This window comes from Halorarius halobius (genome assembly GCF_024298865.1).
Classification (GTDB): domain Archaea; phylum Halobacteriota; class Halobacteria; order Halobacteriales; family Haloarculaceae; genus Halorarius; species Halorarius halobius.
Genome location: NZ_CP101161.1, coordinates 3,314,109 through 3,327,190, shown reverse-complemented (window position 1 = coordinate 3,327,190; position 13,082 = coordinate 3,314,109). Strand labels below are relative to the sequence as shown.

Below are 13,082 nucleotides of genomic sequence, written 5' to 3'. Positions count from 1 at the left end.
TCAACTGCAGAGTCCCGCGATAAGGTTCAAACGGATTCGACGGCTGTTCCGACAGCGGACGAAACGCCGTGACCACGCTCAGAACGCGCTGGTGCGCGACCCCGATGAACGACTGTACGAGGAGGGGCGTGGCGACGGTGTACGTGGGCGATGTGACCGGCGTGTTAGAAACGCACTGTCGGTCAGGGTGAGCGAGAAGACGCAGAACTTCTGGGCGTTCAAGAAGTTCATCCACCGTCTCGCGTGTATCCGTGAGGAGTACGGTATCTCCCTCGAAGTCGAGTCGGAAGTGTGGACGAGTCAGATGTCTCTCGAGTGTGGCGACCACAAGGAGACGGTTCGCCATGGAGATACGCTGCCGTGTCTGTGCAGGTTCCAGGGCCCCCACCGCCCTCACAGGGTCTGAGACTATCCTTCGAGAACACAGCAACACGGAAGTCAGGCCGATGGCACGGCCCGTGCGATTCGAGTGGGACGACCACGATGGGTCGGGGAAACCACACCCTCACGAACGTCCCAAAGAAGTGCCACGAACCCGCGAGTTGCCTCCGTGGGTCCGTAACCGACTCCCCCGACAGAATCCTCGTGCGGTAGCGTGAGGAGGGTATCAACGTTCGGTCATGTCTGTTACTGCCATTCCGAGCCCGTATACCAACGAGACTAACGCGACACCGAACACGAGAAGCCACAAGAGAAGGATGAAGTTGAACGGAACGGTTACCACTCCCGCGGGGAGGCCACGCTGCACTGCGATTTTATCTGGAACTATCGGGCGGTAGACCAGCTGTATAACTATCAGAACGAGTCCGGTGGTGGCACCGAAGGCAATCGTCCACCAACTCCCGCCATCGTAGGGGGTCTGTCGGAGGATACTGATATAGTCAATCATGAACGTAACTCCGATGGAGTACAGAAGACAGATCGTACTAGATACTACAGCATGATCCAGTAACAGGAAATGCGAACCGAGGCCGATACATATCCCTACCACACCACCAACGAGTGTTGCTCGCTTCGTTGGCGGATTTCGAGTTGTCTTCTTGGATGCTGAAGACGAAGTAGAATGAATAGATCGATCGGAGTTCATCTTACACTCACCAACTACTGACAGGAAATCAGTCTTAGGAATATCGTTGTAGTATAATACGGGAGCGACTGCGCAATCGTTGCCACCCACGGCTGGGATATCTCCATTTCTGATAGTGAGACAGGCGGTGCCCAATTCGAGATTACCGGCATAGAGCGCGGAGGAATCGGGTCGTGACACCTCTGATGGGAGGCACGTGATTGGCTACTGTCGGACCTACTTTGATGGGACCTCGCGGTCGTCAGGCAGGTGTGGGAGCTGCAGCGTCACGACTGAGCCACGTGGCTCCCGGTCGGCGGCCGTGATCGACCCACCCGATTTGGTGACGAGCCAGTACACCAGCCACACACCGAGCCCGGTTCCGTGGGAGAGTTCACTGGGTGGTTGCCCATCCTCCAGAATAGCGCGTTCCATTTCCGGAATTCCAGGCCCGTCGTCGATAACCTGTATCTCGAGTATCTCGTCGTCTACGGATGTGGCGATCTCGATAGATGGCGACGGGCGGTCGTGATGAACGATGGCGTTTCGCACGAGTTCCACGATCGCTTCGGAGAGTCGTGGAGATGCGACGATCGTCTTCGACGGGGCTACCGGAAACGCGATGTCTGCGGGGTGGTCCATCTCTGCGAACACGGATACGACCTGTTCCACGAGCGAATCGACCTGCATCGGCGTCGCTGGTGGCGTATCGGTTATGACCTCCGTCACCATTCTGGCTTTTGTACTCGTTTCCAACAGGTCGTTCGACGAATCGATGATTCCGCTCGCACGGTCCGTGGTCGGGGGCTCGGTTTCGGCTTCGATATCCCGTGCTTGTCCCAGAATCAGATTCAGTGTATTACGGAGATTGTGCCGTAACACCCGGTCGACGACCTGGAGGTGTTTCGTCCGCGCGACCCGGTCCGAGATATCCCTCGCGATGCCGATAATCTGGACGACTCTGTCGTCCTCGATGACGGGGGTGAGCTTGGTATGCCACGTGATCTGGCCGGTTTCGTGCCTGAGTGTCTCTTCGTATTCGATCGTGTCTCGTTGCTTGACGCAGGCCCGGTAGTTGGCGGCCACCTCTGTGCCGACCTCGTCGCCGAGAAACTCCCTGGGGCGAAGTCCGCCGAATTCATCGATCGACATCCCGGTGAGCGATTCGTGGGCGGTGTTGTTCCACTGAAATCGAAACGAGATATCGTCGTCAGCCCGTTCGACCGAGAAGATGAACACGGCGTCATCGATGGTTGCGAGGATCGCCTCAAGTTCCGGCTCGTCTACCGGGACCCGGTAGTCGTCGGCGGTCGGAGGCTCCGGCGACGAACTGTCGTCTTCACCCCCGAACGAACCATCCCCCATACTGTACGCGGAATTAATGGCTGACAGTTAATAAATTAGACTAATAGTTCACCTCAATTCTGCGGCGCATATATCAACACGCCGACTGCCTCTTTCCTGGCTCAGTCTATATATGTGGATTTCGGCCGCTCGAGCGAATCTGTAGACAGGAGTGACCAACTCCAGCATGGACCCGGCCTCGGTCTAGTTCTCGTTTATCGGGTCGTCCGTCTTTCCGGCGGGACCGTCACGGTCGCGGACAACGACCCGCGAGGGAGCGTCGTACCCATCACGCCCCCGACAGACTGACGCGTTCGGACGCTTCCCCCGTCGCGTCTTCGTGTGGTAGCCCGGGCTGAGAACGCCCCCGAGAGCGCAGACACGTTCTCTTCGGAACGCCACCTCCTCCATACAGCCGGTAGCGTCTGGCAGCTGCTGCGACGGGATGGTGGTGGCACACCCGTGGAGTTAGCCGAGGCTACTCCGGAGGCGGACAGCGAACGCTGTCGGGTCGACCGACTCCTCAACGCGTCTTACTGCCGATACTCCGGATTCGAGCATATCGGCCCAGCAATGAACCGAAACAAACCGAGCGATCGACTCTCCAAACTCCGACCGATGAGCGCGCTTCAGGCGTGAACTCCCGCTCACGATACACCAACGCCTGGCCACGCCGGCCGCGTTCGTGGCCCGATTTTCGTTCATTGTGGCAACTCACCAGTGGCGGGTTCCTCAAACTACTTTTGCGTGCATACTTAACGTATGCATATGAGTACGTCAATTCGCGTCTCAGACGAGACCAAGGAGAAGTTGGCGAGGCTGAAGCGTGACGATGAGAGCTGGGATGAGTTTCTCGACCGATTGGCAAACGAAGGGTCAGGAATGAAGGCCGGCGCGTGGAACGGAACTGACAAAGCCGAAAAGGCGCGCGAAGCTATCAAGCGCTCCCGAGAGAGCTTCCAGCAGTGACCTTTCTCGATTCGTCGGTTATCATCGATTACCTCGATGGTGTCGATGATGTCGTCGGATTCGTCGATGAACGACCGACGTTGGTTACGTCCAGCATCTGTATCTATGAAGTTCTCGCTGGTGAGGTGTTTTCAGCGGGTGAGACAGACCTCATCGGCGCGCGTGAGAACTTCGGACGAGTCACTGCGCTCGACTTCTCCGAAGAGGTCGCGTTTGAAGCTGCTCGGATGCAGAACCGCCTTCTCGAATCTGGCGACCCGATGTCGCCACGTGACCTCATGATTGCAGCTACGGCTCGATCTGAAGGAACGGAACTGGTTGTTTCCGACGCTGACTTTGATACAGAAGGCCTCGACGAACTCCTCTCTGTCCGGAAATTTGAGCCGTAGTAGTCTCTCTGGAGTGTGCGTGGGCGTATCATCGTCGTTAACGGCCTGTATCTCGTCGTCGGAGACGAGCGTCTCGCCGTCCTCGACGACCAAAAGCGGCCGCCGGGCGCGGCCGGCGTCGGCGTTGATGATAACCTCGTTGGTCCCTTCGTCGACCGAGACGTTGACCATCTCCGATATCTCGCCCTGTTGGCGAGCAGTGCGGATACGGTCGGCCAACAGTTGGGGTTCTGGGTGGGTTCCGACTAAACTACCGTTAACATATACTTTGGATTCTGACTGGTTCGACATAATATGTCTCTGAGTGATGTCTCCAAGTCACGGATTCAGGAGTCGGTGACTTGGACGTCGAATCGAACGTAGATGTGTCGGCTCGATAGCAATGACTCCAATTGATACGGCCGTTTAAATACCCTCGGGTGACAGGATGTACTACCAGCTGGAGCGTACCATCGCCGAACGCGGCGCGGGGAGTAAGCTACCACGTACCACGCCCTGAAGGGCGTGGCATTCAGCGTGGACTCCCGTTCTACCCGGCAGAGCCGGGGTGTCTTGGTTCGTGCGCCGTGAGAGAGTCCCGTGAGGGACGTGTCGTGTTGCGCGTCTCGAGGGACGCGGTATCTCCTTGCACCGTGCATTCCCGTCGCCCCCTTCCTGCCACGCTGGTGACGCTCAAACGCGGCAGGCTCGCGTTTTTGATGCCCGCCTTTCGGCGGGTACGTCGGTGGACGTGTGTCCGGTCGAAGGTGTGGTATCGACCACGCCGACGGGAGGAACGCCAAATCACCTCCAGTTTTCCGCGTTGAGTCACCGGAGAGACGATTTCAGTGAGATAACCGCGTGGTGCGTGGCGGATGTGGTCGGATTCACGTCCGGCCTTCAGGCCGGGACTCTCTTCTTGCAAAAAGATAGGAGTGCGAGCCCCCGCCATCATCTGAGAAGCTGTTGGGTGAATACCCAACACACTTATCGTGTTGGGTAGCAAACCAACAGAGGAGGGATGGGCCAGGAACTCACGCACCGCTACACCCACGTCGAAGCCGGGCTCGTCGAGAACGTCGTCATCCGACGGACGACCGACACGGATGCCTACCCGTCCGGTTGGAAGTACACACTGCACCTGGGAACGCTGCAAGATTTGACGCTCATCCGCTATGACAACGCTCACGAGGACACCAAAGGCCACGAACTCCACACCGCTGCCGGGGAGGCAGACGTCGAGTTCCCTGGTATGGAAGAACTCATCGTCGAGTTTTGGGCTAGTGCTGACGAATACTGGGAGACGATTGGTGGCAACCCACCCCGTCCCTATTGAACCGCAGATACAATACAGATCCAATCCACCCGAACATGACCACGCTTCACATCACCGTCGGCGATCGAGCACAGCTCCGAGAGGACACGCTCCAGTTCATTCAGACTGCTGAAGCTGATGAACTGGATGAAAGCGATGAGCGTGCAGTACTCCAGTTCGGGACTTATGACGATCTCGTCGACAGCCTCACACCACTGCGCCTCGATCTCATCCAAGCAATCGCCAAAGAACGACCATCAAGTATGCGGGAGGCTGCACGACTCGTCGACCGCGACGTCTCCGATGTCCATGCAGATCTGAAACAGCTGGAGGTATTGGGCATCCTCGAACTCAAGGAAGGTGGCCCTGGGGGAGCGATCCAGCCAGTTGTCCCGTTCGATAAAATCGAGATGCACATCGACTACCCGCTTCTCGACGATGTCGACGTAGACAGTACTCCCGCTAGTGCAGACTAGCTACTTGCTTTCCACCCTAGAGCCGGAACTCATCTCCAGTTCGAATACCGACACCGAATTCGAGTACCCCACAGGCGGAACAGACCGAATGTCTCCGGGTTTTACACGAAATTGAGGAGAAAGCCCACGACTTCAGTCGTGGGATGAATCCGGTCAGACACCACACAAACCATCCTCGATAGTCGACGAGAGTTTGATGAAAACGTAATACCTATTGTTGAACGCTATCGAGCGTGTGCGCTCGTCAGCGATGCAGGCATCTGGAGTGATGATTCCGACTTCGACGAACAGAACGTGGTCGAGACGTACTCGACGAGCGACGAAATTAACTCGTTTGACACATTCTAACTCGATGTGCGATTGATTGTCTGGATGGGAAGTTGAGACTACAGCAGGTTTAGCAGGCCTGTAATGCGTGAATATGCCTAATTTGGCCAGCGGAAACTGCCCCAGATGGCTCTCCAAGCGACTATTCTTATCACACACTCAACTATATGGACAAATTTTCGAGACTTCCAGCAGTGTAGCCACTCAGACAGCACGCTAACCAGAACAGAGTGCCTCACTACCCGATTCCAGTTTCCTTCTTCAGCAGCGTCAGCGTGTTGTCGGCTGTAATCACCGGTGAGTGCTCATACTCGCCGGTCAACTCGACCTGCACGAGCAGATCGACCGCTCGCCAGATGGAGTACAGCAGACACGCGAACGCGAAGTAGAAGAATCGAAGCCCGAAATTCTTCGACGTTGTCGCCGCCATAAACCGCTTTATCGATCGGTAGCCACTCTCGATCTCCCAGCGATAGCCGTACTCCGTGAGGTGTCCACTCCCTCTATTCGTCATGAACACCGAGTACTGCCGGTGATCGTCGTGCTCAGTGTTTGCTTTTCGCCGATAAACCAGCGTCGTCTCGTGCCACTCGTTCTTGCCGAGATGCAGCTTCCGGTCGGTCTCGTATCGGTCTTGGTCGCGCTGGAGTAACCGCTTGGCTTGGGCTTTCTCGCTGGTCTGCATCCGCTTTGGGACGACGTAGGAGAGCCCGCGCTGGGTGATCATCTCCAGAACGTGCTGACTGTCGAACTCCCGATCCATCAAGACGTTATCGACGTGAACGAGCTCTTCGGCGGAGTCAAGCAGATCCTCGACGATTTCCTTCCGTGACTCGCCCCGTCGAACCGGGCGCGCATCAAGCACGATCGGAACCGCATTGCCAACCAACTGTACTGTTGCCCACTGATAGGCGTACTCGTCGGAGTTCTCTTTCGTTCCGAGAATCTCGTCCTCGTGGTCCGTCCGGTCGCCTGTGAAGGGGTCGGCTTCGGTGATGTCGATCGCCACGATCCCGGCACGATAGAACTCCTCCGTCGCTGCTACTTCCTCTACGAGGCGGGCCACTGCCTGCCGGTACATCTCTCGAATCTGTTCGATTGAGAGAGCACGGAGATGGTCACGATGCGCGTGCCCGAGCGGGGTTCGGTCACGAGTCGACTCGTGAATGAAACTGCGTGCCCCCTCGTTCGCAGCGAGATTCTCTCGCAACCCCAGATACGTTTGCAAGTCCCAGTACGCATTCTCGGGGATCTCACACCCCTCACCACGATCAAGCGAAAACGCAGGGAAGATGATGCGGCTGACGTGGTCGGTGATTTCACTCGCTTGCTCGAGAACGGTACTATTGTCTGGATCCGACTCCTCGGATTCGGTATTGTGGTGCCGGAGCGTTCGATCCGGTTCACGCGGGACCGGAACACCCGCATTCTGCGCGTTGATGAGGATCGTTCGAGCAACCGTCTCGATGGTCGCTCGGAAATCTTCGGTGAAGCGAGTGTGCCAGCTTCGCCACAGCGTCGACTGATCGGGGATTGATTCAAGACCTAGTTGCTCGCAGATCTCAGGACGGCGATCCAGGTACTCGACGAGTGCCGTCTCGTGGTTCCACCCATGGAGTTTTTTCAGCACGAACACGCGAACGAGCGTACCCATCTCGTAGCGTGTCGAGTCCGCGTAGTGGTCATGAGGGTCGAACCGAACGTAGGCTAACGGGCACGCACAGACGAACTGCTCGACGGACGTATGAGCGTCGTGGTCGAACCAGGCTTCCGAAACGGTTCGAACGTCCGACTCCAGTCCGGTTAGCGAACTTCGGTCATACAACGGCGTTGAGTCGTACTTCGGCCACGCGACGTGCGATTTTGGGCGATACGTCGAAAGACATTCCGGCGAGACTCACACGTTGGTGCCACTACGCGAGGCTGGACACGTATCGCTCAAAAACGCCGCTTTCTCGGAGGGATGCACTGACCGAGTGACTCGTCATCTCGTTCACGACATCTGGTTTGTATCACTGGCTCGTCGCTACGCAGTTCTATCAGGCGAGCGGAGAACCGCCATCGTCTCGGTAGTGTGGGGACGAACGGTCGTGCTGCCCGAGTTTTACCCGTCAAGCCATCTCTTCGGCGTTTTTCCGAGGCAGTCACTGACAACAGGAGAGGGACATACAATCGGAGGCGGCACTTATGTTCGGTCCTCCCCAATAAGTGCTATGGACGGCCCCGACGACCCACCTGAGGACGACCCACCAGCCGCTATCACAACCGAGGACGAGTTCCACGAGGCACTCCAGCAGCTCGTGACAGACGCCGCCGCGAACGGTGTCGACGTTCGGGGTGGCTGGCCCATCGTCGACGACGACCGCGAGGATTCGTGGGAGCTCGTAATCACCAAAATCGCGCGTCGAACGACGGCGCAGGTCGACGACGCGGCGTTCCCTGCATCGGCGATTGTCGACGCAGTGGCGGCGCGAGAAGGGGTCGATCCGACCGAGCTGCCACCGCTATACGATTCGATTGGCCCCGACATCCTCGAGATACTCCACGAGTCAGGCGACCCAGACCAGCGTGTACGGTTCGACTATTACGGATACACGATCTCGGTCACGTCCGGCGGCTCGATCACGATCGACGGCTAACGGGTCCTGCCACGAGTGAAACAGTCCCAGAGGCGGGGATTGCTGTCGTGATCCATTCAGGGCCAGCCCTCGGGGAGTTCCTCTTGATGGTCGTGCATCAAGTGCAGTAGCGGCGCGATCTCATCGAAATTCGGTCCTCGACGGATAGTTCGCATGTCCTCGTCCCACTCGATATACCCCGCCTCAGCGAGCTTCGGCAGGTGCGCGTGATACAACTCGGTCGTCAACAGTTCGAGGTCGTCGTCTTCGGTGGCGAGGTCCTCGACACTGAATTCGTCCTCGTCGCGGGGATTGTGCTCGCTGACGAGCAGCAGGATGCGTCGGCGATACGGATGGCTGAGTGCGTCGAACATCCGATCCAACGAGCGATCGGTGCCGCCATCGGCGGTGACCGCCGGGTCGGACAGAACGTCCGTGCTTCGGAGGACGGTACCCATCCCCCGGCGGATCTGCTGTGAGACCTCGACGTCCGAGCGGTCAAGTTCGTCGGCGATGTCGACGAGCGTTGCCGTCCTCGGCACGTCGAAATACCCTGCTTGGAGGGCCACACGAAGTGTCTCTCGTTCCTCGACAGTCAGTGCGTCGAATCGTTCGTTCAGCTGAGAATTGGTGTTTCTGTCCATCGGGTTACCCACCTGGAGGGGCGTTCTTCGATGCGGGCCATCGGGCCGTCGTGACGTGGTGGTTCCATCGCATAGAGTGAAAGAGACGGCGTGGGAGCGAAAGGGTTGGCCCTAACAGGAGAAATCGGATGCGCAGTAGTGTTTCACAAATAAGGCCCTATTAGGAATGCGCCTCATCCAACTCGGACACATCGCCGGGGGACCAACTCTCGAAGAGCACCTCACACAGCCTGCGCTGGGCTGCACGGAGATGTTCGGAGAACGTCGGCTGGGAGACGCCCAGCAGTTCCGTGACCTCCTTGCCATTACTGACCCGGGGGACCTCGAAGAAGCCACTCAGGTAGGCGGTCTGCAGGACTTCGCGCTGTCGGTCAGTCAGGCGGTCCTCGAGCGCGGCGACGAACGTCTGTCGAGTCTTCAGCGGCCGTTCGCGCGACTGACGCGTGAGCAGTTCGAAGACCTGATTCCACTGCCGGAGCTGGTCGAGAAACGTTCGGACCGCCGCTGTGTGCGGGATGTCGACGACGGCAGTCGCAACACCCGCGTCGATCGTGAGCGAGCGCACGACGGCACCCGCGTCGGTGAACCGCGCAGCGAGTGTCGGATCGGACACCCGCACCCTGAACAGGGACCCATCTTCCCGCTCGGTGAGGCACTGGACGCTCTCGAAGGCAAGGAGTCCTTCCGCTGCGGCCTGCAGTTCCGCTGGATTAACCGCACGGGCGATGAAGAAGACGTCGGCCTGCCCGCCCGACCGAGGAACGAACCCCTGGTGCTCGACCGTGCAGTCGGTCTCCCGGGCGAGGCGACACAACGGCGTGTCGGCATCGTCGAATCGGAGCGTGAGTTCGACAACGCTGTCGGTCTGGAGGGTCGCCCGCGTCTCCCTGGCGTTGATCGTGTGAGCGATCGTGTCGCCGAGCTCCGACAACACGTCCTGGTTGCGCTTGTCCTTGCCGGATTGAGGACGGTCAGCGTAGACGGCCAACACGCCGTATGTTGCGTCGTCGTAGATGAGTGGGATGCAAATCAGCGACCGAGCGCCGCGTTCGAGCGTTGCTTCCCGCCAGGGAGCGAAATTGCTGTCCGTAGCGATGTCCGCGACGACCTGTAGGTCACCGGTGCGTACAGCACGGGCAATTGGGTCACGATTGGTCGGGGTGTCCTCGACCGTGATCTCGAGGTCCTCCAGGTAGCCGCTGTCGACGCCAGCCCACGCCCGTGGTTCGATCGAGTCAGTTCCCGGATCGTGGTCACCGATCCAGGCGAACTCGTAGAGGTCGGAGTCGGCTAGCCGTTCGCAGACTGCTTCGTCGATCTCCTCGCGCGTGTTGGCAGCCACGAGCGCTTGGTTGATCTCTCGGATGAGCGTGTTGAGCCGGTCGAGGCGGACCAACTCTTCGTTCCGGTCCGCTAACTCTGCTTCTCCGACGGCGCGGTCCCATGCGGTCTCGACGGTCGCAGCCACCATCTCGACGAGGTCGACCGTTCGTTCGTCGAAGGTTCCCGCCCGGGTGGAGCCGAGACACACGACGCCGTGGCGGCCCAGGGGCACGAGCACGCGGCTTTCGAGCGACCCCCACGTGTCGTCCTGGCCGTCGAGATCGGTCGCCACGTCGACGTCGCTCCCGACGAACGTCTGCCAGATCAGCTCGGAGAGCTCCGTCGAGGGGCTGACCGAGCCGCGGTCCACGTCCGGGGCCGTGTCGACGGCGTGTTCGTCGAGCTCGCCGCGCTGGTCGTCGTACCGCCAGAGGGCGGCGTACTCGACGTTCAGGACTTCCCTCACGAGCCCGGCGACCCGGTCTTCGATTGTCGCCGACTCGGTATCGAGCAGGTCCCGGGTCACAGCGTTGAGCCGTTCGAGCGTCGCCCGAAGCTCACGTTGGTCGTGAATGTCGGTTGCCGCGCCGAACCAGCGGCTGATCTCTCCATCGTCCCTGACTGGTCGCGCTTGGACGAGGAACCAGCGATACTCCCCATCGTGGTGCCGGATACGGTGCTCCTGCCGGAGCGGCTCGCCCGCGTCGACCGCACGCTGGAAGTTTTCGAGGGACTGCTCGCGGTCGTCAGGATGGATGGCGTCGAGCCACCCGTCGTCAGCGGCCTCCTCCATCGTCTGGCCGGTGTAGTCGAGCCACTGCTGATTGTGCCAGATCGCCGACCCCTCCGGGTCGTTGCTCCACAGGAGGCTCGGCACGAGGTTCGCCACGGCGCGGAATTTCTCCTCGCTCTCGCGGCGAGCCTGTTCGGCGTGGGCACGCTCGACGGCGGCCCAGGTGCGCTCGGCGGTCTCCTCGACCATTTCGATCTCGGTGTCGGTCCACTCGCGGGGTTTCGCGTTGTCGACGGCGAAAAACGCCACGAGACGGTCGTTCTTGACCAGCGGCACGGCGACGTTGGCGTAGCTGTCGAGTGTCGTGAACGTCGCTCCCGCCTCATCGCTCAGTTGCTCGGTCGAGTCGTAGTCGGTCAGGACGAGGCGGTCGCCGGCACGAAGCGTCTCCGCGGTGTACTCGCCAAAGTCCGACAGACGGTGCTCGCCCACGGTCGAACTGACGTCGCTGTGGTAGTGATCGGCGTGAATCCGGAACGTCTCCTCGTCCTCGTCGACTTCGGCGTAGTGGGCGCGCGCGACGTCGAGCCATTCCCCGAGGATATGGGCGGCTTCGTGCTGGATCTCCACGGGATCGGTGAGTGGGCGGATCGCGTCGGTGAGTTCGAGCAGGAACTGGTCGCGCTGTTCTCGCCGTTTGCGCTCGGTGATGTTGGTGGCCGTCCCGAACCACTCGACGATCTCACCGTCGTCGTCCAGGATGGGCACGCCCCGCGAGCGGGCCCACCCGCGGGTCCCGTCGGCCAGGAACACCTCGTGCTCCAGGTCGAACAGGTCCTTTGTCTCGACGGCCGCCTCGATAGCGTCCGCGAGCCGCTCCTGTTCGTCCTCCGGGATGTACTCCGTGAGCCACCGCTCTGTGCGCTGCTCGTCCACCTCGATGAACGGGTCCCCCTCCAGGGAGTACACCTCCGACCAGTCGGGACTCATCCGGTAGACGAGGTCCGTCGTCGTCGTGACGAACGCGTCGAGTCGCTGCTCGTTCTCTTTCAGCCGTTCGTAGGCGGCCTCTTTCGCCTCGTGTAACTCCCGGCCGCGAAGCATGATGTCCGTCGTGAGGTGGGAATCCCGCGTGTCGAGGCGGTCGAGCACCGCCTCGTCGCCGCCAGCCTGGAGCTGGCGTACGACCGGCGTGACGTCCTCGACGCGGTGGATGATGTAGTTGATTTCCCCCGAATCGTCGAAGACAGGGGCGTTCGTCGGGGTCCACCAGCGGTCCTCGAACTCGTCCGTCTCGGAGTCGGTGTGGGGGATCGGGTAGAACGTCACCGGCATGACGTCGGTTTCTCCCTCTGCTCTCACGCGTTCGAGCGACCGCCGTAACCGGGGAGCGCCTTCGGGGTCCGGGGCGTCTGGATCGGCAGGGAACACGTCGAAGATATTCTTGCCCAGGATTTCTGCCCGGTCGGTCATCGTCGCCGCCAGGTAGGCGTCACTCACGGCGACGATCTCGTAGTCCTCGGGCTCCACGATGAGATAGAGGCCAGGAACGTTCTCGAACAGCCGCCGGAATGTCGATTCGGTGACGGTTGCCGTTGGGTCGTTCTCGGCGGGAACGTCGGTGCTGGCAGGCCGCCACCAGACGCGACTGTTCGCGCCGACCTTCTTCGTCTTCAGGCTCCCGTCGGCGACGAGCGAGTCCAGCCGGTTGTAGATGGTCCGCTGGGTGCAGTCGAACCCCTCGGCGACCTCGGGGGTCGTCACTGGCGTGCCGGGCGGGCCGAGGGCGTCGACCGTCTCCAGCACGTCGGCGGTTGAAGGCGCGGCTGAAGTCATGCGAACGCTTCGCATGGCGCAGACAAAAGCGTTCTGTCGATAGAATCATCGGCCGGACGAATA

General features: G+C 60.0%; 9 protein-coding genes and 4 pseudogenes. 7 read left to right on the top strand and 6 right to left on the bottom strand.

Annotated elements, in window-relative coordinates; all coding sequences use genetic code 11:
• Positions 1–25: 25 nt before the first annotated feature.
• Positions 26–562 (top strand): annotated as a pseudogene (locus tag NL112_RS17660) (IS200/IS605 family transposon protein TnpB); the annotation flags it as partial.
• Between the two features lie 45 nt (positions 563–607).
• Here the strand turns inward: NL112_RS17660 and NL112_RS17655 are convergent.
• Complete coding sequence (locus NL112_RS17655) at positions 608–889, bottom strand: hypothetical protein (RefSeq protein WP_255150162.1); 282 nt, start codon at positions 887–889, stop codon at positions 608–610.
• A gap of 414 nt (positions 890–1,303) precedes the next feature.
• Complete coding sequence (locus tag NL112_RS17650) at positions 1,304–2,431, bottom strand: PAS domain-containing sensor histidine kinase (protein WP_255150161.1); 1,128 nt, start codon at positions 2,429–2,431, stop codon at positions 1,304–1,306.
• A 747-nt stretch (positions 2,432–3,178) separates the two neighbouring features.
• Here NL112_RS17650 and NL112_RS17645 point away from each other — a divergent pair.
• Both NL112_RS17645 and NL112_RS17640 read left to right on the top strand, forming a co-directional pair.
• Entirely contained in the window at positions 3,179–3,379 is a 201-nt protein-coding gene (locus tag NL112_RS17645; protein WP_255150160.1) for an antitoxin VapB family protein, read from the top strand.
• Positions 3,376–3,768, top strand: a complete 393-nt coding sequence (locus tag NL112_RS17640; RefSeq protein ID WP_255152619.1) for a type II toxin-antitoxin system VapC family toxin — start codon at positions 3,376–3,378, stop codon at positions 3,766–3,768. The genes NL112_RS17645 and NL112_RS17640 overlap by 4 nt, the downstream gene beginning before the upstream one ends.
• A gap of 27 nt (positions 3,769–3,795) precedes the next feature.
• Here NL112_RS17640 and NL112_RS17635 read toward each other — a convergent pair.
• A pseudogene (locus NL112_RS17635) lies at positions 3,796–4,062 on the bottom strand (DNA-directed RNA polymerase subunit B); the annotation flags it as partial.
• A 706-nt stretch (positions 4,063–4,768) separates the two neighbouring features.
• On the opposite strand from NL112_RS17635, the gene NL112_RS17630 reads away from it, so the two are divergent.
• The 3 genes and pseudogenes from NL112_RS17630 to NL112_RS22940 form a co-directional block, all read left to right on the top strand.
• Positions 4,769–5,083, top strand: coding sequence for a toxin-antitoxin system TumE family protein (locus NL112_RS17630; protein ID WP_255150159.1), 315 nt, complete (start codon positions 4,769–4,771; stop codon positions 5,081–5,083).
• 35 nt (positions 5,084–5,118) lie between these two features.
• Complete coding sequence (locus NL112_RS17625) at positions 5,119–5,538, top strand: HVO_A0114 family putative DNA-binding protein (protein ID WP_254526037.1); 420 nt, start codon at positions 5,119–5,121, stop codon at positions 5,536–5,538.
• A 225-nt stretch (positions 5,539–5,763) separates the two neighbouring features.
• Positions 5,764–5,886, top strand: a pseudogene (locus NL112_RS22940) (PIN domain-containing protein); the annotation flags it as partial.
• Between the two features lie 217 nt (positions 5,887–6,103).
• Here the strand turns inward: NL112_RS22940 and NL112_RS17620 are convergent.
• A pseudogene (locus NL112_RS17620) lies at positions 6,104–7,779 on the bottom strand (transposase).
• Between the two features lie 299 nt (positions 7,780–8,078).
• On the opposite strand from NL112_RS17620, the gene NL112_RS17615 reads away from it, so the two are divergent.
• Positions 8,079–8,504: a HalOD1 output domain-containing protein gene (locus NL112_RS17615; RefSeq protein ID WP_255150158.1), complete on the top strand. Its 426-nt coding sequence runs from the start codon at positions 8,079–8,081 to the stop codon at positions 8,502–8,504.
• Between the two features lie 56 nt (positions 8,505–8,560).
• On the opposite strand, the gene NL112_RS17610 is transcribed toward NL112_RS17615, so the two are convergent.
• Positions 8,561–9,127 (bottom strand): helix-turn-helix domain-containing protein, encoded by a 567-nt coding sequence (locus NL112_RS17610; RefSeq protein WP_255150157.1) that lies wholly within the window; start codon positions 9,125–9,127, stop codon positions 8,561–8,563.
• A 160-nt stretch (positions 9,128–9,287) separates the two neighbouring features.
• Positions 9,288–13,019, bottom strand: coding sequence for a bacterio-opsin activator domain-containing protein (locus NL112_RS17605; RefSeq protein WP_255150156.1), 3,732 nt, complete (start codon positions 13,017–13,019; stop codon positions 9,288–9,290).
• Positions 13,020–13,082: the final 63 nt, after the last annotated feature.